Source organism: Microbacterium xerophyticum (assembly GCF_053543555.1).
The window spans coordinates 43797-63843 of record NZ_JBLVOB010000001.1 but is presented as its reverse complement, the minus strand read 5'-3'; the positions used below and the strand labels follow the sequence as shown (position 1 = coordinate 63843).

Here is a 20047-nt window from a genome sequence, read left to right as displayed (position 1 = left end):
GGCCCCCACCGCGGGTATCAGTCGGCCAGGGAGTAGTTGTAGATCGACGTCTCCGCGGAGCCGGCCTGAGGCACTGCTTCGATTCCGGGGACCGTGACCAGCTTGTACGTCATCCGGTAGAACGGAAGGAACCAGGCTTCCTCGACGACGTGCTGATTGAGCTCCCGGTAGAGCTCCGCACTCTCCTCCGCCGGCAGCGAGCGCACCTCGCCGGCGAGCTGCTGAATCTTCTCGTCGCTGGTTCCGAAGAAGTTGAAGGTGCCTGGTGCCAGCAGAGTCGACTGCGTGACCCAGTCGCTCGAGGACTGCCCCATGTTCATCACCATCGCCGAGAACTCTCGGTTGACGAAGATCTGCTGCAACGCGGTCGCCGAGTCGACGTCGGCCCATGTGAGGGTGACGCCGATCGCCTCCATATCGGCCTGGAGCGAGCTGGCGATGTTATCGGTGACGATCGTCGTCAGACGCGGCAGTGTGAGCTCGAACCCGTCCGCGTATCCCGCCTCTGCGAGCAGTTCCTTCGCCTTCTCGGGGTCATGGTCGTAGTACTCGTCGAGGGCCTCGTCGTAGCCCTGCGTGTCGGTGCCCCAGACCTGGCTGGTCACTTCGCCGCGTCCTTCGCGGACGACGGAGAGCAGCGTCTCGCGATCGACGGCGTAGTTCAGGGCTTGACGAACCTTCGGGTCTGCGAGCGCGGGGGTCACGACACCGTCGCGATCGAACAGCAGCACACCCTGGAAGTCGAACATGACGTCCTGCATCGTGAGGTTGGTGTCCTGCTCCGCCGCCAGCTGTTGGTCGGTGTTCTGCACCAGAGCGCTGTCCAGCTGCCCTGTCTTGAGTCCGTTGACGATCGCGTTCTCGTTGTCGAAGACCGAGATGGTGAGCGTCGAGAAGTCCGGCTCCTCCCCCCAGTAGTCGTCGCGGCGATCGTAAGCCCACGTCGTGCCGATGGCGGTCTCGTCGGTGTCGAGGACATAGGCGCCAGTGCCATCGGGCGTGGTGACCAGTGCGTCCTCCTCGGCGAACTTCGTCGGATTCGCCATGAGGCCGGCAGAGTCCGTGAGGTAGAAGATCAGGCCTGGATCTGCCTGCGGCAGCGTGATCGTGATGTGGGTGTCGTCGATCACGGCGATCTCGGCACCGGTGAGATAGGCGGCGTTCGGTCCGCCGCTGTCCCGGAAGCGATCGAGGTTCGCCTTCGCCGCCGCGGCGTCGAACGGCGTGCCGTCATCGAATGCGACATCGTCGCGCAGCGTCAGGCTCAGCACGGTCTGCGACTCGTCGTAGGACCACTCCGTCGCCAGCATCGGCTCGAACGTGCCATCCGGCGCTCGCAGGATCAACGTGTCGTAGACCGCCTGGAAGAACGGCATCGCACCGCCGATCGCGTCGACCGGATCGAGGCTGTTGGGCAGGGACATCGTGCCGAGCTTGAGCGTGTCGTCGTGGGTCGACGCCGGCACAGCCGAGCCGGCACAACCGGTCATCACCAGCGCGAGCGCTGCGCCCGCGGCGAGTGGGCCGAGGATTCTCTTGTTCATGGACAGACTCCGTTGTATGCGTATGTGATTGTGGCTGCAGGGGTGCATTCCCGACGGCTGCCAGGAATGTATCACGTTTTTTCTACCACGTGGTAAGTTTCTCAGAACGCCGACGATGAGGAAGTTCAATGACTGACGCCGAACCCGCCCGCAAGGCCACGAAGGGCGAGCGAACGAAGCAGCGCATCCTTCAGGCTGCCCTCGAGCTGTTCAGCGAGCAGGGGTTCACGACGACATCCGTCCGCGACATCGCGGCGCGCGCCGAGATCACGCACGTGGGCCTCATGCACCACTTCCCCAGCAAGGACGACATGCTGGTGCAGATCCTCGAATACCGAGAGCAGCACGATGAGGAGAACGCGAAGAAGTTCTCCGACTTCGGCATCGATCGGCTGTTCGCCTGGGTGGTCGACGTCGTCGAGACCAACGTCGCGCACCCGGATCGGGTACGGCTGTACGTCAAACTCTCCGCCGAGGCAACGGACGACGAGCATCCGGCCCGTGCGTACTTCACGCGCCGCTACTCTCGCATCCTCGATGCGCTCGAGAGCTCGTTCGCCGAGCACTTCGACGTCACTCCCCCGAGCTTCGACATCGCCCCGCGCGAGGCAGCCGAAAGCTTGATCGCCCTGATGGACGGTCTGCAGATCCAGTGGCTCCTGTTCGGCGACTCGCTCGACATGCCCGCCCGTGTGCGTACGCACCTGCTCGGGCTCGGCATCCGCGTACCAGACGCCAGCGGGATCTGACCGCTCGCCCCGAAGATGAAGGAATCCCGTGTCTGATCTCCCCCAGCCCGCGCACGACCATGTGCTCGATCTCGACCTCGACCTCGACCAGAAGGCATCGCTCGTAGCGGGCGCGTCGACGTGGTCTTCGCGCGGCATCGAAGACTTCGTGCCCGCACTCACCCTGAGCGACGGCCCCCACGGCCTTCGTCGCCAGATGACCGGAGGCGACAACCTCGGCATCGGCTCGAGCGTTCCCGCCGTCTGCTTCCCGCCTGCCGTCGGGCTCGCTGCGACGTGGAACCCGGATCTGGTCGAACGAGTCGGCCGCGAGATCGGCCGCGAAGCGCGAGCACTCGACGTGCAGGTCGTGCTCGGCCCGGGGATGAACATCAAGCGGTCCCCCCTGGGTGGCCGCAACTTCGAGTACTTCTCCGAGGACCCGCACGTCACCGGCTCTCTCGCCGCAGCGATGGTCCGCGGCATCCAGTCGATGCACGTCGCCGCCACCCCTAAGCACTTCGCCGTCAACAACCAGGAGAACGACCGCATGCGGGTCAGCGCGACGGTGGGCGACCGTGCCCTGCGCGAGATCTATCTGGCTGCCTTCGAGCATGTCGTGCGCGAGGCCGGCCCGTGGGCGCTGATGTCGGCGTACAACCGGGTCAACGGCGAGTTCGCCAGCGAGAGCCGTCGACTGCTCACGGAGATCCTGCGCGACGAATGGGGATTCGACGGACTCGTCGTCTCGGATTGGGGCGCGGTATATGACCACGTCAGTGCGGTCGCCGCCGGTCTCGACCTGGAGATGCCGCCGAGCGGCAACACACCTCGCATCGTCCAGGCCGTTCTCGACGGCGACCTCGACGAGCGTGTGCTCGATGTCGCGATCTCGCGGCTGCGAACTCTCGCAGCACGCACCACGGGTCTGCCTGCCATGGAACGAGACATCCCGGCGGCCGAGTCCGTGGCTCTGGATGCCGCGCGCGAGGCAGTGACGCTGCTCGAGAACGACGGCGTCCTTCCTCTCGCACACGATCAACGAGTTCTCGTGGTCGGCGAATTCGCCCGCACGCCCCGTTTTCAGGGCGGAGGATCATCGAGGGTGGTGCCGACTCGTACTGTCAGCGCGCTGGATGCGCTTCGTGAGCTGTCGGGCTCGACGGTCTCGTTCGCTCCCGGATTCACGTTGCACGGCGATTCCGACGCCGCGCTGGCGGAGGAGGCGGTGACGGCTGCGTCCGATGCCGACGTGGTCGTGCTGTTCCTCGGGCTCTCCGATCGCGCAGAGTCGGAAGGATTCGATCGCACCACACTCGCGCTGCCGAGCGATCAGTTGGAACTGCTCGCTCGACTCAAGAGCGTCAGCGCCCCCCTGGTGATCGTGCTGTCCAACGGCTCGACGGTCGAACTCTCGTCGTGGCGCGACGGCGTCGGCGCGATCGTCGAGGGTTGGCTGCTCGGCCAGGAGGGCGGCCGTGCGATCGCCGAGGTGCTTCTGGGCGACACCAATCCGAGCGGTCGCCTCACCGAGACCATTCCTCATCGCCTGGAGGACACTCCGAGCCACTTGAACTTCCCTGGCCTGGACGGCGAGGCGATCTACGGCGAGGACGTCTTCGTCGGCTACCGGGGCTACGACACGCGCGGCACCGAGGTCGCGTACCCCTTCGGGCACGGACTGTCGTACACGACGTTCGCCTACGAATCGATGGAAGTGACCGCTACCGGAGAGAACACCTGGGACGTGCGCATCGGTGTGCACAACGCAGGTGATCGCGTCGGCTCGGAGGTCGTTCAGCTGTATGTCGCCGCACAGGCCAGCGGCGTAGCGCGCCCGTCGCATGAGTTGCGCGACTTCCGGAAAGTGCGCCTGTCGCCGGGAGAGCGCTCGAACATCGCTTTCGAGGTGACCGCCCGCGACCTCTCCCATTGGAATGCGAGAGAGCAGCGCTGGCAGATCGAACCGGGCGACTATCGGATCGAGATCGGTGCATCGTCCCGCGACATCCGCGTCTCCGCCGATGTGCACAGCGCCGGCGATCGAGTGGTGCTGCCGTTGCGTCTGGACTCGACCCTCGAGGAGTGGGCGGCACATCCGCTCGGTGCGGATATCGTCGCACGCATGCGCGCCGGGATCCCTGCCGAGATCGCCGACTCCGCCCCTGAACTCGCAGCGATGGTCCTGTCGACACCCGTCATCAAGCTCGCGACCTGGGGGCTCGGAATCACCGAGGAACTGGTGCGCGGCGTCGTCGCACAATCCGGCGGAGACGCGTGATCACCGACTGGGCTGCCCTGGTCCATGGATGCGCGGCTCTCGAACCCGGCGAGAGCGGCGGAGTCGTGCCACAGCGGATTCCCGCTTGGGCGCGCGCTCAGGTCGACGATCCGATGTTCCGGTTCGTCGCATCGTGTCCGACCGGAGTCGTGCTGCGTTTCGACACGACCGCGACCGCCGCCCGGCTGGTGATGACCGCGACGACCGTCTCCGCACCGGGAGTCGATCCGGCGCGGCCCTCCGTTGTCGGCCGGCGCGCAGGCGTCGACACGGCCGTCGCCGGGCCCGCCCCGACGATCGTTGTCGTGGACGATGCCCAGCAGGTCGTCGACATCCGTCGGCAGGCACCTCAGTCCATCGAGCTGCCCATCGCCGGTGCGGGCGTCGTCGAAGTCTTCCTGCCGCACGATGTACGCGTCGAGCTGATCACTCTGGACGCGGATGAGCCGATCACCGCCGTGGCCGGCTCAGGCCCGCGATGGACCCACTACGGCAGCTCGATCAGTCAAGGGCTGAATGCCGTGTCGGCCGTGCGCACCTGGCCGGTCGCAGCAGCCGTCCGACTCGGTTGGCAGCTGCACAATCTGTCGCTCGCCGGCAACGCTCAGTTGGACGGGTTCGCCGCGCGGCTGATCCGCGACACTCCGGCGGATCTGATCAGCCTGAAGGTGGGCATCAACCTGATCAACGCCGACAGTATGCGCGAACGTGCGTTCCGTCCTGCCCTGCATGCGTTCCTCGACACCATCCGCGAAGGACAGCCGGACACACCGATCGTGCTGATCTCCGCCATCGCGTGCCCGATCCATGAGGACGCGCCCGGCCCGGTGGTGGCCGGCGATGACGGAGGTGCACGCGCTGCTCGTCGAGACATGGAGAAGGATGCCGGCGCGCTCACCTTGCGGCGCACTCGCGAGATCCTCACGGAGGTCGCCGATATCCGCGAAGATCAGAATCTGACATTGCTCGACGGACGCACGCTCTTCGGCGAGAACGATGCGCATCTGCTGTACGACCGGCTGCACCCGGATCAGGAGGGTCTCGACCTCATCGCGGAACGGTTCGTCTCGAAGATGCGACACGACGAGGTCTGACCGGACTCACTCCCCCGATGGAGCCTCGAGCGCCGCGTCGAAGATCCGGAACAACGTCTCCAGCGCACCGGTCATGTCCACGTCCGGATCCCGCAGCCAACGCGCCTGCAGCCCGTCCGTCGCGGCGAGCAGGATCAAGGCGACCATGTCGGGATCGACCGCACCCTTGTGCCTCTCGCCGAGCGAGCGCGCGACGGTCTCGGCGACGCGCCCGCCGATGTCCGCCTCACGACGCAGGAAGAAGTCGTGCGCGGGGTGGGCCGGGTCGGCGGCCTCGATCGACAGGCGGGTGAACAGTTCCACCATGCCCGGGATCCGCGAGTTGCGCTCGACGATCTGCAGATAGGCGGTTTCCATCTCGGAGAGGGTGGCATCCGGATGCCGGAACTCCGGATCGTCGAGATCGTCCCTCAGCCGCAGCACTTCGGTGAACAGATTCTCCTTGGTTCCGAAATGGTGGAGCACTCCGGTCTTGCTGATTCCCGCCGCCTCGGCGATGCGAGTGACGGATGCCGCGGCATACCCCTCCGCATCGATCACCTCTAGCGCCTTGCGCACGATCTCATCACGTCGTGCCTCACTTTTCGCGTAGGAACCTCTTTTGGCCATGCTTCGAGTAAACAGGAGGATTGCGAAAACCAAAACAGACTGGCAGACTGTTTTCGTCGCCGCACTGCGCGACCATGAGAGAAGGACGCCAATGTCGACGACGACGCCCGCGGAGACGGTCCCCCACCTGCTGGACGGCACCTACCAGGGTCCGGTGAAACTGCGCGGCCCCCTGCTCCGGCTGCTGGTGTGGCTGGCCCCGACCTACATGGCGATCTTCGCCGTGTGGGGCGCGGTTCCCGGCATCCTGCTCGCGCTGCAGGTCGAGCAACTCGACCCGGCGAACAAGGTCGCCAACCTCGCAGTCGTCACCACCCTCGGCGCCGTCTTCTCGATGCTCGCGCAACCCGTCGCCGGTCTCATCTCCGACCGCACGCGCTCGCGCTTCGGCCGTCGCGCGCCATGGATGATCATCGGCGCCGTGCTCGGCGGCATCCTGCTCATCGTCCTCGGCTTCCAGACCACCCTTGTCGGCGTGATCCTGGCCTGGATCGCCGTCTCGATCGCGTACAACTTCGCGCAGTCGCCGCTCGGCGCGATCATGCCCGACCGCATCCCCCGGCTGGCGCGAGGCAGCTTCTCGGCTCTCAGCGGCCTCGGTACACTCATCGGGCTGCTGGGCGGTCAGTTCTTCGGCGCGACGATGAGCGGAGCCATTCCGTTGGCGTACCTCATCCTCGCGGCTCTCGGAGTGGTGATGTTCGTCCTGTTCAACGCCGTGAACCGCGACCGTTCGAGTGAGACGCTCGAACGTGAACCGTTCTCACTCCGCACGTTCGTGACGACGTTCTGGGTGAACCCGCGCCGGCACCCGGACTTCTTCTGGGCGTTCACCGGACGATTCCTCCTCAATCTCGCGTACTACATCGTCGCCGGCGGCTACCTGCTCTACGTGCTCGCCGACTACATCCGACTCGGCACAGCCGAGGCCACCGCCACCGTTCCGCTGCTCGCTCTCGCCAGCGCACCGGGCGCGGTGATCGCCACGACACTCAGCGGCCCGCTGTCCGACAGGTTCCGGCGACGGAAGATCTTCATCGTCGCCTCCGGGCTGCTGTTCGCGGCAGCCATGCTCACCCCGATCCTCCTTCCGACAGCCACCGGAATGATCATCACCTTCGCGATCGGCGGGCTGGCGTACGGCGTCTTCCAATCGGTCGACTCCGTACTGATGAGCGAAGTGCTGCCCAGCGCGAGTTCGTTCGGCAAAGACCTCGGCATCGTGAACATGGCGATCACGCTGCCGCAGAGCCTCGCGCCGGCAGTCGCCGGCGCCATAGTCCTCACGGTCGGCTACGTCTGGCTGTTCCCGACGGCGATCGCCCTGTGCGTGCTCGGCGCCCTTGCCGTCCTTCCCATCCGCTCCGTGCGCTGAATCCGTGCGTTCGACCGCACCCCGTATCCCCCGATCGAAGGACTGCTCATGACTCCGTCCATTCCCGTCTCCTCCTCTGACCTCACGCTGACCGAGAAGGCCGCGCTCACGAGTGGCGCGGACGTGTGGCGCACCAAGCCGATCGACCGCATCGGTATCCCCTCCGTGATGATGACCGACGGACCGCATGGCGTGCGCAAGCAACAGGTCGGCGGCGATCACCTCGGACTCGGCGACAGCATCCCGGCGACCTGCTTCCCACCCGCGGTGGCTCTCGCCGCCAGCTTCGATGTCGACCTGGTCGAGCGCGTCGGCGTCGCGCTCGGAACGGAGGCGTCTATCGAGGATGTCGCCGTACTGCTCGGCCCGGGGATCAACATCAAGCGATCGCCGCTGTGCGGCCGCAACTTCGAGTACTTCTCCGAGGATCCCCTCGTCTCGGGTGCGCTGGGCGCCGCGATGGTCGCGGGCATCCAGTCCCAGGGGATCGGCTCCTCGCTCAAGCATTTCGCCGCCAACAACCAGGAGACCGATCGAATGCGGGTGTCGGCGGACATCGCCACCCGTCCGCTGCGGGAGATCTACCTGCGCGGATTCGAGCGCGTCGTGAAGCAGGCGCAGCCGTGGACCGTGATGTGCTCGTACAACCGCATCAACGGCGTCTACGCATCGGAGAACCGCTGGCTGCTCACGGAAGTCCTCAGAGACGACTGGGGTTTCGATGGTCTCGTCGTGTCCGACTGGGGAGCCGTCGATGACCGCGTCGCAGGGCTCGAAGCGGGCCTCGATCTCGAGATGCCCGGCAGCGACGGACGCACAGATGCGCAGATCGTCGCTGCCGTCGAAACGGATGCTCTCGATGTCGAGGTGCTCGATACCTCGGTGGATCGCGTGCTCGAACTGGTCCGGAAGTCGAGTCGGCGCCCGAAGGCGACGGGGCTACTCGATGTGGACGAGCATCACCGGCTGGCGCGCGAGGTGGCCGCGCGCTGCCTCGTGCTGCTCAAGAACGACGAGTCTCTCCTGCCGCTCTCGGCGGGTGCCCGAATCGCCGTGATCGGCGAGTTCGCTGAGAAGCCGCGGTATCAAGGTGCGGGTTCGTCCCTCATCCACCCCACACGCCTCGACAATGCGCTGGACGAGATACGCGTTCTTTCCTCCGATGTGGCATATGCCCCCGGTTTCCGCATCGACAGCACCGGCGAGGGCGACGACGATGACGAGCTGCGAGAGAGTGCGGCGCTGACCGCGGCATCCTCCGATGTCGCGGTGGTGTTCCTCGGACTTCCCGACTCTGCGGAATCGGAAGGCTTCGACCGGGAGCACATAGACCTTCCAGCCGCTCAGCTCGACGTGCTCGACGCCGTCCTGGCGGCGAACCCGCGCACCGTGGTCGTGCTGTCGCACGGCGGGGTCGTCGCGCTTCCGTTCGCCGATCGGGTCCCGGCCATCCTCGACGGCGCACTGCTCGGCCAGGCCGGTGGCGGCGCGACGGCCGATGTGCTGTTCGGCGTCACGAACCCGTCCGGCAGGCTGGCAGAGACGATCCCGCTGCGCCTGGAGGACACCGCATCGTTCGGCAACTTCCCCGGAGAGAACGGCCATGTCCTCTACGGCGAGGGTCTGCTGGTCGGCTACCGCTGGTACGACGCGAAGCGCGTCGACGTGGCGTTCCCGTTCGGGCACGGACTGTCGTACACGTCGTTCCGTTACGACGACGCGCAGGCGGTGGAGCGCGACGGCGACGTCGTGATCAGCCTTCCGATCCGCAACGACGGCGACCGGACCGGACGCGAAGTCGTGCAGGTGTACGTCTCCGTGCCGGGCTCCCGAGTCGTGCGAGCACCGAGAGAGCTGAAGGCGTTCCGCTCGATCGAACTCGCGGCGGGTCAGTCGGCAGAAGTCGAGCTGGTGATCCCCCGCGCGGATCTCGCGCACTGGGATGTCGCATCCGACAGCTGGTTCGTCGAGGGTGGCGTGCACGTGTTCGAGGTCGCGGCATCGAGTCGCGACATCCGATCGACCGCGACGCTCGCGATCGAGCCCGATGCGCCCCGTCCGCCGCTGAGCCGCGAATCGTCTCTCGAAGAAGTACTCGCCGATCCGATCGCCGCGCAGCTCATCCAGCAGGTGGTGGTCTCGATGTCGCCGCAGATGCCGGGAATCGAGAGCGTGCTGCAGGACGAGGTCATGATGAAGCTGATGGCGTCGTTCCCCGTCGGTCGACTCCCGGGGTATGGCGGCATGCCGATCACGACGGAGATGATCGACGGGTTGCTCGCCGCGGCGAATGCCGGGCGTTCCGCGCGCTGATGGATCTCGAGCGCGTCGACCCCGAGGTGCGGATTGCGCGGCGCGGACAGATCGAGTTGCCCAGCCACACGCGGTGGGGCCGGATGCTGGTGCGCATCGGCGTCCGTTTCCTGCCGGGGGCCGCGACGACCGGCGTATCCATGACGAAGATGCACGCGGGTTCTCTGCGCGCACGCGTGTATCGGCCCGTCGAGCAGACCTCGGATGCGGCGCTGCTGTGGATCCACGGCGGCGGACTCATCCTGGGCAGCGCCGTCATGGACGATCGCTTCTGCGGTGAGACGGCGCGCGAGCTCGGGATCACCGTGATCTCCGCTGAGTATCGGCTCGCACCGGAGCATCCATATCCTGCTGCGCACGAGGACGTCCTCGCGACGTGGGACTGGATGCTCGACCATGCCCGCCATCTCGGAATCGATCCGCATCGGATCGCGATCGGAGGCGGCAGCGCCGGCGGGGCACTCGCCGCATCGCTCGCGCTGCGGTTGCACGATCGAGGGGGCGTGCAACCGGTCGCGCAATGGCTGTTCGCCCCCATGCTCGACGACCGCACGGCGACGCGACGCGAGCTCGATCCTGTCGAGCACTGGGTGTGGGACAACCGCTCGAACCGATACGGGTGGGCGGCCTACCTGGGCGTCGAACCGGGCAGCGAAGGCGTGAGCGAGTACGCGGCGCCGGCACGACGAGAGGATCTGAGCGGACTCCCGCCGACGTGGATCAGTGTCGGCGACCTCGATCTCTTCCTCGATGAGGACGTCGCCTACGCGCGCCGTCTGGAGTCTGCCGGAGTCGAGGTGACGCTCGACGTCACGCCGGGCGGCCCTCACAGTTTCGAGGGCTGGGCGCCGGATGCAGTGGTCTCCCGCCGCCTGCTCGGCCGCTCGCGCGACTGGCTCGCGGCGGCGATCTGATCGTCCAGCTCTCCGGATCCACCCCGTTGACACGCGGGCTCGCGGGTCTCCACACACGACCGACGCCGCATGAAAGAAGGAAAGTGCCTGACCGACACTTTCCTCCTTTCAACGCCCGCAGAGGGGCGCCGAGCGCCTAGCCGAGCGTCGCCGCGAACGGATCGAAGTCGGCCGGCATCACCGGAACCTCGCCGACCGTGCTCTCGATCTCGAGGTACTGGCCAGACGCCGCCGAATCCTGCGCCGACAGCAGCACGTCGAGCACGTGGTAGCCGAGCTCACCGGTGGCGATGTGCGGGCGATCCGCCGCGATGGCGCGCGCCATGTCGAGCACGCCGAGACCTCGGCCGACGACCGTGCCCTGCTCCTCGATGTCGATCCACTCCTGCGTCGTCGACATGCCGTCGCGCAGCACGCCGAGCGGCTTGACGTAGGCGGTGCGGCCCGAGAACGTGTTCGGGTCGGGCATCACCAGCGTGCCCTCGCTGCCGTGGATCTCGATGACGCCGTGCCGCTCGAGCGCCGAGTCGAAGCTCAGCAGGTGCGTGCCCTGCTGGCCGCCTTCAAAGGTCGAGAGCACCTGCACGGTCGAGGGCACCTCGACGGAGAAGCTCTCCCCCGCACGCGGCCCGGTGTGGATCTGCCGCTCGGTGCGCCAGCGCGATCCGCGCGCCGCGACACCGGCGATCGGTCCGAGCAGGCTGACCAGTGCCGAGAAGTAGTACGGCCCCATGTCGAGCAACGGGCCGGCGCCGGCGGCGAACAGGAAAGCAGGTTCCGGATGCCACAGGTCGGGGCCCTGCGTCTGGAACGCGGTGTGCACGAACTGCGGGGTGCCGATGATGCCCTCGGCGATCGCGCGCTTGGCGGTCTGGAAGCCCGGTCCGAGGATCGTGTCCGGTGCCGACCCGATGCGCACGCCCGCGGCATCCGCTTCACGAAGCAGCGCCAGCGTGCTCTCGCGGTCCATTCCGATCGGCTTCTCGGTCCACACGTGCTTGCCCGCGGCGACGGCGCGAGAGGAGATCTCGATGTGCGTGGCGGGGATGGTGAGGTTCACGACGAGGTCGACGTCGGGGTGCGACAGCACAGCATCCGCGTCACCCCACACCGGCACACCGTGCTCTTCGGCCTTCGCGCGGGCGCGGTCGGGGATCAGGTCGCCGACGGCGACGACGCGCACGTCGGGGAACGAGGTGAGGTTCTCGAGGTAGGTCTGGCTGATGACACCCGTGCCGATGATGCCGACGCCCAGCGGCGCGCTCATGCGACGAACCCGCCGTCCTTCAGGAAGGTGAACCCGGCCGCGATGTCGTCGAAGACGTCACCCGGCGCGTGGTCGTACTCGATCACGGCGTACGCGATGTTGTCGTTGGCGCGCAGCGCCTCTGCGAGCGGAACATCGCCCGTTCCCGGATGCCGCTGGTCGAGGCTGTCCGACGAGAACTTCGCCCCGTCGGGGCCCCAGGGGTTCACAACGGGGATGATGCCGTCCTTCACGTGCACGGCGGTCAAGCGGCCTGCGAGGCGTGCCGTCAGAGCCGTGACGTCCTGCCCGCCGGTCTGCGCCCAGAACAGGTCGAGCTCGATCTGCACGCGCTCGTCGGTGAGCTCGATGAAGCGCTCGTACGCGCTCTGGTCGCCGAACGACGCCACGAACTCCTGAGCATGGTTGTGGTAACCGACCGACAGCCCGAAGGTCGCCGCGACGTCTGCGGCCCGGTTGAGGCGCTCCGCGATGTCGGCGACGCCGTCTTCCGTGAGCCAGCGATCCGGCGCGACGAACGGGTCGAAGACGGTCGTCATGCCGATGGCGGCCGCCGCCTCGAAGACGATCTCGGGCTTGGGCGTGGGGATCGCACCGTCCGGCGTCCAGAGCTCATCCGACAGCAGCGGCGCGTGGCCGGTCGAGGCCGCGATGCCCGTCGCGTCGAACGCCGAGCGGATCTCGGCCGGACGGCCGACGAAGTCGAACGCCTCCACCGTCGTGAACCCGATCGCGGCGAGCCGTTCGAGTGAGCCGTGCATGTCGGCCGAGAACTCGCTCGCGAGCGAGTACAGCTGCACTGAGGCGAGGGGCAGAGCCATGATTCTTCCTTCGTACGTCGTTGTGGAGGGGTGCGCGAGGCGCGGATGCGACGAGATTATCACAAAACCTCCACATGGAGGTTAATTGTCGGCGACTCTCGGATATGTTGTCTCGTATGGAGTCAGAGCCGGTGATCGGACGCCGCGGAGCGCATGCCAAGGGCGTCGCCCGACGGCAGGAGATCCTGGATCGCGCGATCGAGGTGTTCCGCGAACGAGGCGCCGACGGCACGTCCCTGCGGCGCATCGCCGAGGCGATCGGTGTCTCGCACGCCGCGCTTCTGCACTACTTCGACTCGCGGGAGCAGCTGCTCGTCGCGGTCTACGCGCACGCCGAGGCGCAGCGTGCCGCGGCCGATGCGGCGCGGCACGCAGAGGGCGCCCCCCTGCCCGTCCGCGGCGTCGATTCGATGGCGGATGCCGCGGTCAAGAACGTCGAGGTGCCAGGGCTCGTGCAGCTGTACTCCACGCTGGTCGCCGCGGCACTCGAGAGCAGCAGCGAGGTCAGCCGCGAATTCTTCTCGGCGCGCTTCGAGCGCGTGCGCAGCGAGCTAACGACGAGCTTCCGGGCGCAGCAGGAGGATGGCAGCATCCGCGACGACGTCCCGGCCGAGCATCTCGCGGCGCTCGTCGTCGCGGCATCCGATGGCCTTCAGATCCAGTGGCTGCTCGAGCCGTCCGTCGAGCTCGAAGGCACGCTGAGGTCTATCGCGACGCTGTTGCAACCACAGCCCGGCCCGGGTCCGCGGCGGCCCTGACGCCGACGCGATGCGGCGCCGAGGTTCAGGGCGCCACGGGGTAGTGACTGCGCACGGCGACGCGATTCCACACGCCCGTCACGATCGCGAGCCAGCTGATCGCCGAGATCTGCTCGGGGGTGAGCGAGCCGTCGTCCCAGTCCGAACGCTCAGGGACGGACATCTTCGTCACTTCTTCCGCGAGGCCGAGTGCCGCCCGGTCCGTGGCGGAGAAGTACTGCGACTCCCACCATGCGGCGACGACTGCGAGCCGATCGGTCGACTCGCCCTTCTCCAGCGCACCGCGCGTGTGCAGGCGCAGGCAGTACGCGCATCCGTTCAATTGGGAGACCCGCACCTTCACCAACTCGACGAGCTTCTCGTCGACGCCCGCATCCGCAAGCGCCTCCGTCACCTGCCCGTCCAGTTCGAGCACCTGCCGGTATGCGACCTGGTTCGTCTTGCTGAGATTCACTGTCGTCATGTCCTTGCCTTCTCCCTTGATTGCGCGCAGCTCAGTGTTCCACGCGTGCGTCATGCATGTCTCTGATGATCCGACGACGCAGCGGGGATGCATGTGAGGCCCCTCCGAGAGGAACGAACAGGTAGCCACGCACGCGGTCACCGGCTAGATTCCCACTGGACGCGAACACCCAAGACACGGAGGCCGTGGTGAAACTGACGTTCCTGTACGAACCGACCGCCGATCCTGCGGCCGCGGCGCCGTTCTACCGAGACGTGCTGGGCTGGGAGGAGGCGTGGCGCGACGGCGAGAAGACGGTGGCGTTCTGGCTACCGGGCCGCGTCGCGAAGGTGATGCTGTCCACGACCGACCAGCCCGCGGGTCCCATGTATCTGGTCGACGACCTCGACGCATGGATCTCGGAGCACGACGGCGTGACGCTCACGATCCCCAGCTATGCGATCCCCGGCGGCTCGGTGGCCGGGTTCGCCGACACGGACGGCAACGCGTTCTACGTGTTCGACCAGCCCGACGCCTGACCCGACTCACATCCGGGCGTAGCGGGCACGTGCGACGCAGAACAGGCCGTAGAGCACGAGGCCGGCGCCCACGGTCCACAGGATGACGGCGCCGAACGGAAGTCCGGCCAGCGTGCGCAGGGCGGAGTCCAGTCCCCCGGCGGCCTCGGGGTCGTGCGTGAGCGCGGCGACCACGAAGAGCACACCGGCCACCGCGACTGCGATGCCCTTCGCGACGTATCCGACGACCCCGAAGGTGACGATTCCGGATCGCGCCGCCCCCGAGGGGAGGTCGAGGTTCTTCTTGAAGGCCCGAGTGATGCCGCGCACGACGAAGGCGACGCCGATCGCCGTGACGACCAGTCCGAGCAGCACGAGAACCGCGACGCCCGCGGGCGCGGCCAACAGCTGAGCACTGAGCGACTGGGACGATTCGGATGACTGCGACTGCCCGCCGAGAGCGTAGGTGAGAGCGGTCCAGGCGATGGCTATGTAGGCGAGCGCTGTGCCGATGAACTTGACCCGGTACCCCCACTTCTTCTTCGTATCAGGGTCGCGCTCCACGACAGCTTCGGCGATCTGCCAGATCGCGAGGGCCACCAGTCCGAGGACGATGAGCCACAGCAGCACGACCCCTGCGGGCGATCGCTGGATCTGCTGCATCGCACCTCCCTGATCGGCATCGCCTCCCCCGCCGCCCGTGGCGATGGAGACGGCGATCGCTCCGATCAGGATGTGCAGGATGCCGAGCAGGACGTAGCCGATGCGCGCGAGAAGCCGGAACACGGTGGAGTCCTGGGCCGACCTGGCGGCCGACGCGGCTGAATCGTGAGCATTCATGGGTTCGGAACACTTTCGGTCGGTTGTTCACTGAATAAGGCCGCGGCACGGCGGGTGGCATGACGATCGCGGACGGCCTCGGATGCGACCCAGACGAAGGTCGGCACCGCGATGCCTTCGAGCAGCCCGGCCACGACATCGCTGAACCAGTGCGCGTGCAGGTAGGTGCGACTCCACATCATCGTGAGCACCCATACCGCGCCGATGATCCACACCCACCAGCGCCGGAGCAGGAGTCCGAGGACGATGCACACCGTCGTCGCGACCGCGGTGTGCCCGGATGGGAACGAAGTCGCCACGCTCTCCGCGAGCGAGTCCTCGGGGCGGGTGCGGCCGATGATCGCGGCCATCGTCGCCCCGATCGCGACGACCACGACCATCGCCGCCGCCAGCGTGGCAGCATCCGCTCGTCGCCGGCGCCAGAGGAACAACGCGACCAGCACTGCGCCGATGAGGATCATGCCGAGCGTGCCGCCGACGACCGCCGGCACCCACGCGACGGCGACCCACACGTCGCTGCGATCGGTGACCATCCGGTCGTGCCACCAGATGTCGATCGCCAGGGGTTCGTGATCGGATGCGGCGACGATCAGCCTGATGCTGACGAAGGCGACCGTGGCCACGATTCCCACCACGAGAGCGGCGATGCGGGAGCGCGGGCTCGAGGTCGTCGCAGTGCTCATGCCGATGCCCACCCTCCCCAGAGATCACGTCATTGCGTGGCAAGGATGAGACTATCCCGCGGCGGTGCGATCCGCTCCCGGCCGCGCACGAATCGACCTGCCGTTCGGTCGCGGACGCGAGTATCGTGTGGTCTGGAGGACACTATGGACAGTGTTCGAACTCTGGTCGCTCAGGCGGAGGTCAGCTCCGAGCTCGCACCCGGCACCGCCGAACGGTTCACCGGCTACGCGCTCATGAGCCTGCCCTTCAGCTCCGGCCACGTGCTGGGTCTTCGGCGGTTCCCCGTCACGTCGATCGGCCCGGGGTACACGTCGGTCTGGGTGCGCACTCCTGCGGAGGCGTGGACGATCTACACGACCGTCGACGCGGAATTCTCCTGTCCTCGCTATTTCGGGCGCGCGTTGGAGTCCACTTCCGTGCACAGGATCGATGTCGACTGGACCGGCGAGCGCACCTTCGTCGTGACCATCGGCGACGAGATCGATCTGCGCTGGTCGGTCACGCTCGCCGCCACACCGATGACGCGCATGATGTCGCGCGTCGCCGGCTCGCTGCCTGCACGGCTGTGGCAGAGCGAAGCATTCCTCTCCGCGCTCGGCGCCGTCGCCGGCCCGTCACTTCGCGCCGGCCGGATCGGGATGACGGGGAAGACTCCGAACGAGCAGTTGTTCAAGGCCAGACTGCAACGCATGTGGGTCGTCGAGTCGTCGCAGGCATCGATCGGTGGTGAGGATCTCGGAACCGTCGAACGGTTGCCTCGGCAGACCAGGCTCGGGGACTTCTGGATGCCGCAGCGCGGGATATTCATGATCGGCGGCGCCGCGTTCGATCCTTCTGAGGCGGCGGCCGATCCGACGATCGCCGACGCTGCTTCCGCCGGCTGAACGACCTCACGGTTCGAGATCGAGTCGACACGATGTCCTGGCGCCTCGGTGCTCACCCTCTAGGGGTGAGCAGGCGCCTGAATCGAGCGGCACATCCTTGTGCGGCTTCAGAGGCTGTGTCGAGAATTGGCCATGACCGCTCAGACGCAGGATTGGCCCGACCGCTCACGGCTTCCCATCAGCGCGCTTCAGACCGTGGGACATATCGGACGTTCCATCGAGGATTCCGACCCCATCGAATGGCCGCGCGAGGTCAAAGCGCCGGACGGCGCACCCAACGTCCTCATCGTCATGACGGACGACGTCGGGTTCGGCGCGAGTGACGTCTTCGGAGGCCCGATCCCGACTCCGACCTACGCGAAGCTCGCGGATCGTGGGCTTCGCTATAACCGCTTCCACACGACAGCTCTGTGCTCACCGTCACGTGCCGCGCTTCTCACCGGGCGGAACCATCATGTGGCCTCCACCGGCATCATCATGGAGTTCTCGACACCGTTCCCTGGTTACCACAGCATCGTCTCGCAGAGCGTGGGGACGATCGGAGAGATTCTGACCGCCAACGGGTACGGCACCGCATGGTTCGGCAAGAACCACAACGTCCCGGATTGGCTGACGACACCGGCGGGACCTTTCACCCTGTGGCCGACGGGCCTGGGGTTCGAGTACTTCTACGGATTCCTCGGAGCGGATGCCCACCAGTTCCGTCCTGCGGTGTTCGAGAACACGATCCCGGTCGATCCCTATCTGGACGATGACGATTATCACCTCGACAAGGATCTGGCGGACCACGCTGTGTCGTGGATCCGCACACAGAAGTCCGTCCGCCCGGACAAGCCCTTCTTCGCCTACTACGCACCCGGGACGGCACACGCTCCGCACCACGCGCCGCAGGAGTGGATCGACAAGTTCGCCGGCGAGTTCGACCATGGCTGGGACGAACAGCGCAAGCGCACCTTCGAACGTCAGAAGGAACTCGGCGTCATCCCCGCGGACTCCGTTCTGAATCCCACCCCGGAGCACTACCGCCGGTGGGACGACCTATCCGAAGACATGAAGCGGGTGTGCGCGCGAGAGATGGAATGCTACGCGGCAGCCCTCTCGCATTGCGATCACCAGGTGGGGCGCGTCGTCGACGCGATCGAGGAGATGGGTGAACTCGAGAACACCCTCATCATCTACGTCCAGGGTGACAACGGCTCCAGCGCCGAAGACCCCACCGGCCATGGCTTCACGAGCGAGATCGGAGTGCTCGTCAACGGCGTCGTCGACCGGGAAGAGTACATGGTCGAGAACATGGAGGAGTTCGGCGGCATGTGGTTCCAGAATCACTTCTCGCACGGCTGGGCGCACGCGATGAACACGCCGTACCAGTGGGACAAGAAGATCGCTTCCCATCTGGGTGGATCGCGGACGTCGATGGTTGTGGCGTGGCCTGAGCAGATCGCCGACGTCGGCGGACTGCGATCTCAGTTCACCCACATCACAGACATCGTGCCGACCGTGCTCGAAGCAGCGGGGGTCCCGATGCCCGACACCATCAACGGCGTCGAGCAACTGCCCTTGAACGGTGCCAGCCTCACGGCCACGTTCGAGGATCCCGCGGCCCCCGAGAAGCACACGACGCAGTATTTCGAAGTGATAGCGAACCAGGGCATCTACCACGAGGGTTGGATCGCGAACACCGCGCCCAAGCGGCTGCCCTGGGTGGGTATGGGAGACACGACCCGAGACCCGTTCGCGGAGTACGAATGGGAACTCTACAACCTCACAGAGGACTTCACTCAGTCGCGAAATCTTGCGGCAGAGCATCCGGAGAAGCTTGATGAGCTCCGTCAACTGTTCCTGGAGGAAGCGCGCAAGAACCAGGTCCTTCCACTCGATGACCGTTACATCGAGCGTCTGCGGCCGGAGAACCGACCCCAGCACAACGTCGGCCGGACCAATTACGTGTACTACCCGGGGACCAGCCGAATCACCGAGGGAATGGCACCGAACCTGAAGAACACCTCCTTCAGCATCACTGCGCACGCCACGGTCCCTGCATCCGGCGGCAACGGAATGCTGTTGACACAGGGCGGCTGGTTCGGAGGTCTCGCTCTGTACCTGCTCGACGGGCGTCTTCGCTTCTCCTACGCGCGCTCGCACTACCCCGAGCACAAGTACACCGCTGAATCGAGCACGACGATCGCAGAGGGTGAGCATACGCTTGCTGTTCAATTCGAGTACGACGGTGGAGCGCCGGGCAGCGGCGCGAACGCGATCCTCACCGTTGACGGCGAGGAGGTCGCTCGAACGCGAGTCGACGAGACGGTACCGGTGCGGTTCTCCGCGGATGAGACGCTCGATATCGGCGAGAACTCCGGTACGCCTACGGTTCGTGACTACGACGTGCCCTTCCGTTACAACGGAAGCATTCACAAGGTCATCGTCGAGCTGGGCGGTTCCGAAGAATAGCCGTCGTGGGGGGGTCCTCGCGGACCGGAGAACCTTGTCGTCCGGTGCTTGGCATCGCTAGGTTGAGGTCATGGCTCCTCCCCAGCGCCTGGCACGTCCGGTTCCGGCAGTGAGGTTCCGGCCGCCCGAGCGGCAGCCGGCGGCTGTGCTCCGGGCCAGAGTGCAGGATGCGCTGAACACTGCCGCAGCGGGCAGGCACCTGAGCGTGGTGAGTGCACCGAGCGGCTATGGCAAGACGACGGCGGTCGCTGAATGGGCCACCAGCCGGCCCTTTCGTTCGTGGCTGGCGCTGAGCGCGTCCGACGCCGATCCTTCGTCGCTCGCGCAAGGCGTGATCGATGCGCTGCACACCGGCGCCGAGCGGTCGGGACTGCCCCTGACTCTGCCGCGGACAGCACCGGATCCTGCACGGGCGTATGCGGCGATCTGCGACTGGCTCGATGGTTTCGATCAACCGGTCTCCCTCATCGTGGACGACGCGCAGCGGGCGGGAGAGCATTGGCGTCGGGGGGGGCTCGGGA

At 66.6% G+C, this 20047-nt stretch carries 17 protein-coding genes and 1 pseudogene; 11 read left to right on the top strand and 7 right to left on the bottom strand.

The window, feature by feature from the left end; all coding sequences use genetic code 11:
* Positions 1–17: 17 nt before the first annotated feature.
* Positions 18–1544 (bottom strand): ABC transporter substrate-binding protein, encoded by a 1527-nt coding sequence (locus ACNPNP_RS00335; RefSeq protein ID WP_448964085.1) that lies wholly within the window; start codon positions 1542–1544, stop codon positions 18–20.
* Between the two features lie 128 nt (positions 1545–1672).
* Between ACNPNP_RS00335 and ACNPNP_RS00330 the strand changes: the two genes are divergently transcribed.
* The 3 genes from ACNPNP_RS00330 to ACNPNP_RS00320 are packed head-to-tail and all read left to right on the top strand — an operon-like array spanning position 1673 to position 5647.
* Entirely contained in the window at positions 1673–2293 is a 621-nt protein-coding gene (locus tag ACNPNP_RS00330; RefSeq protein ID WP_448964084.1) for a TetR/AcrR family transcriptional regulator, read from the top strand.
* A 28-nt stretch (positions 2294–2321) separates the two neighbouring features.
* On the top strand, positions 2322–4553 hold the full coding sequence (locus ACNPNP_RS00325; RefSeq protein ID WP_448964083.1) for a glycoside hydrolase family 3 C-terminal domain-containing protein: 2232 nt from the start codon (positions 2322–2324) through the stop codon (positions 4551–4553).
* A complete protein-coding gene (locus ACNPNP_RS00320) occupies positions 4550–5647 on the top strand; it encodes a GDSL-type esterase/lipase family protein (protein WP_448964082.1) in 1098 nt (365 codons plus the stop codon). Before ACNPNP_RS00325 ends, ACNPNP_RS00320 begins: the two co-directional genes overlap by 4 nt.
* Positions 5648–5653: 6 nt before the next feature.
* On the opposite strand, the gene ACNPNP_RS00315 is transcribed toward ACNPNP_RS00320, so the two are convergent.
* On the bottom strand, positions 5654–6256 hold the full coding sequence (locus tag ACNPNP_RS00315) for a TetR/AcrR family transcriptional regulator (protein WP_448964081.1): 603 nt from the start codon (positions 6254–6256) through the stop codon (positions 5654–5656).
* Positions 6257–6347: 91 nt separating this feature from the next.
* Between ACNPNP_RS00315 and ACNPNP_RS00310 the strand changes: the two genes are divergently transcribed.
* From ACNPNP_RS00310 to ACNPNP_RS00300, 3 genes are read left to right on the top strand one after another with little or no spacing between them, the layout of a single operon-like run.
* Positions 6348–7631: an MFS transporter gene (locus ACNPNP_RS00310; RefSeq protein ID WP_448964080.1), complete on the top strand. Its 1284-nt coding sequence runs from the start codon at positions 6348–6350 to the stop codon at positions 7629–7631.
* A 48-nt stretch (positions 7632–7679) separates the two neighbouring features.
* Positions 7680–9944 (top strand): glycoside hydrolase family 3 C-terminal domain-containing protein, encoded by a 2265-nt coding sequence (locus tag ACNPNP_RS00305; RefSeq protein WP_448964079.1) that lies wholly within the window; start codon positions 7680–7682, stop codon positions 9942–9944.
* A complete protein-coding gene (locus ACNPNP_RS00300; RefSeq protein ID WP_448964078.1) occupies positions 9944–10858 on the top strand; it encodes an alpha/beta hydrolase in 915 nt (304 codons plus the stop codon). The genes ACNPNP_RS00305 and ACNPNP_RS00300 overlap by 1 nt, the downstream gene beginning before the upstream one ends.
* A 136-nt stretch (positions 10859–10994) precedes the next feature.
* On the opposite strand, the gene ACNPNP_RS00295 is transcribed toward ACNPNP_RS00300, so the two are convergent.
* Together ACNPNP_RS00295 and ACNPNP_RS00290 are read right to left on the bottom strand one after the other, a co-directional pair.
* A complete protein-coding gene (locus tag ACNPNP_RS00295) occupies positions 10995–12125 on the bottom strand; it encodes a Gfo/Idh/MocA family protein (RefSeq protein ID WP_448964077.1) in 1131 nt (376 codons plus the stop codon).
* Positions 12122–12946, bottom strand: a complete 825-nt coding sequence (locus tag ACNPNP_RS00290) for a sugar phosphate isomerase/epimerase family protein (protein WP_448964076.1) — start codon at positions 12944–12946, stop codon at positions 12122–12124. Before ACNPNP_RS00290 ends, ACNPNP_RS00295 begins: the two co-directional genes overlap by 4 nt.
* Before the next feature lie 116 nt (positions 12947–13062).
* On the opposite strand from ACNPNP_RS00290, the gene ACNPNP_RS00285 reads away from it, so the two are divergent.
* Positions 13063–13704, top strand: a complete 642-nt coding sequence (locus ACNPNP_RS00285) for a TetR/AcrR family transcriptional regulator (protein ID WP_448964075.1) — start codon at positions 13063–13065, stop codon at positions 13702–13704.
* A gap of 25 nt (positions 13705–13729) precedes the next feature.
* Here ACNPNP_RS00285 and ACNPNP_RS00280 read toward each other — a convergent pair whose 3' ends face one another.
* Positions 13730–14167, bottom strand: coding sequence for a carboxymuconolactone decarboxylase family protein (locus tag ACNPNP_RS00280; protein WP_448964074.1), 438 nt, complete (start codon positions 14165–14167; stop codon positions 13730–13732).
* Between the two features lie 188 nt (positions 14168–14355).
* On the opposite strand from ACNPNP_RS00280, the gene ACNPNP_RS00275 reads away from it, so the two are divergent.
* Positions 14356–14685 (top strand): VOC family protein, encoded by a 330-nt coding sequence (locus tag ACNPNP_RS00275; protein WP_448964073.1) that lies wholly within the window; start codon positions 14356–14358, stop codon positions 14683–14685.
* Between the two features lie 6 nt (positions 14686–14691).
* Here the strand turns inward: ACNPNP_RS00275 and ACNPNP_RS00270 are convergent, their stop codons facing one another.
* Positions 14692–15504: a DUF1206 domain-containing protein gene (locus ACNPNP_RS00270; RefSeq protein WP_448964072.1), complete on the bottom strand. Its 813-nt coding sequence runs from the start codon at positions 15502–15504 to the stop codon at positions 14692–14694.
* Positions 15501–16187 carry a phosphatase PAP2 family protein gene (locus tag ACNPNP_RS00265; RefSeq protein WP_448964071.1) on the bottom strand — a complete coding sequence of 229 codons (687 nt, stop codon included), beginning with the start codon at positions 16185–16187 and terminating at the stop codon, positions 15501–15503. The genes ACNPNP_RS00270 and ACNPNP_RS00265 overlap by 4 nt, the downstream gene beginning before the upstream one ends.
* Before the next feature lie 144 nt (positions 16188–16331).
* On the opposite strand from ACNPNP_RS00265, the gene ACNPNP_RS00260 reads away from it, so the two are divergent.
* The 3 genes and pseudogenes from ACNPNP_RS00260 to ACNPNP_RS00250 all read left to right on the top strand — a co-directional run.
* A complete protein-coding gene (locus ACNPNP_RS00260) occupies positions 16332–17072 on the top strand; it encodes a hypothetical protein (protein ID WP_448964070.1) in 741 nt (246 codons plus the stop codon).
* 132 nt (positions 17073–17204) lie between these two features.
* A complete protein-coding gene (locus tag ACNPNP_RS00255; protein WP_448964069.1) occupies positions 17205–19526 on the top strand; it encodes a sulfatase-like hydrolase/transferase in 2322 nt (773 codons plus the stop codon).
* Between the two features lie 70 nt (positions 19527–19596).
* A pseudogene (locus tag ACNPNP_RS00250) lies at positions 19597–20047 on the top strand (hypothetical protein); the annotation flags it as partial.

Bases quoted from the DNA above. Each gene is read 5' to 3' on its own strand.
- ACNPNP_RS00335 (WP_448964085.1), bottom strand. From the start codon at position 1,544: ATGAACAAGAGAATCCTCGGCCCACTCGCCGCGGGCGCAGCGCTCGCG.
- ACNPNP_RS00330 (WP_448964084.1), top strand. From the start codon at position 1,673: ATGACTGACGCCGAACCCGCCCGCAAGGCCACGAAGGGCGAGCGAACG.
- ACNPNP_RS00315 (WP_448964081.1), bottom strand. From the start codon at position 6,256: ATGGCCAAAAGAGGTTCCTACGCGAAAAGTGAGGCACGACGTGATGAG.
- ACNPNP_RS00310 (WP_448964080.1), top strand. From the start codon at position 6,348: ATGTCGACGACGACGCCCGCGGAGACGGTCCCCCACCTGCTGGACGGC.
- ACNPNP_RS00305 (WP_448964079.1), top strand. From the start codon at position 7,680: ATGACTCCGTCCATTCCCGTCTCCTCCTCTGACCTCACGCTGACCGAG.
- ACNPNP_RS00300 (WP_448964078.1), top strand. From the start codon at position 9,944: ATGGATCTCGAGCGCGTCGACCCCGAGGTGCGGATTGCGCGGCGCGGA.
- ACNPNP_RS00295 (WP_448964077.1), bottom strand. From the start codon at position 12,125: ATGAGCGCGCCGCTGGGCGTCGGCATCATCGGCACGGGTGTCATCAGC.
- ACNPNP_RS00290 (WP_448964076.1), bottom strand. From the start codon at position 12,946: ATGGCTCTGCCCCTCGCCTCAGTGCAGCTGTACTCGCTCGCGAGCGAG.
- ACNPNP_RS00285 (WP_448964075.1), top strand. From the start codon at position 13,063: ATGGAGTCAGAGCCGGTGATCGGACGCCGCGGAGCGCATGCCAAGGGC.
- ACNPNP_RS00280 (WP_448964074.1), bottom strand. From the start codon at position 14,167: ATGACGACAGTGAATCTCAGCAAGACGAACCAGGTCGCATACCGGCAG.
- ACNPNP_RS00270 (WP_448964072.1), bottom strand. From the start codon at position 15,504: ATGAATGCTCACGATTCAGCCGCGTCGGCCGCCAGGTCGGCCCAGGAC.
- ACNPNP_RS00265 (WP_448964071.1), bottom strand. From the start codon at position 16,187: ATGAGCACTGCGACGACCTCGAGCCCGCGCTCCCGCATCGCCGCTCTC.
- ACNPNP_RS00260 (WP_448964070.1), top strand. From the start codon at position 16,332: ATGGACAGTGTTCGAACTCTGGTCGCTCAGGCGGAGGTCAGCTCCGAG.
- ACNPNP_RS00255 (WP_448964069.1), top strand. From the start codon at position 17,205: ATGACCGCTCAGACGCAGGATTGGCCCGACCGCTCACGGCTTCCCATC.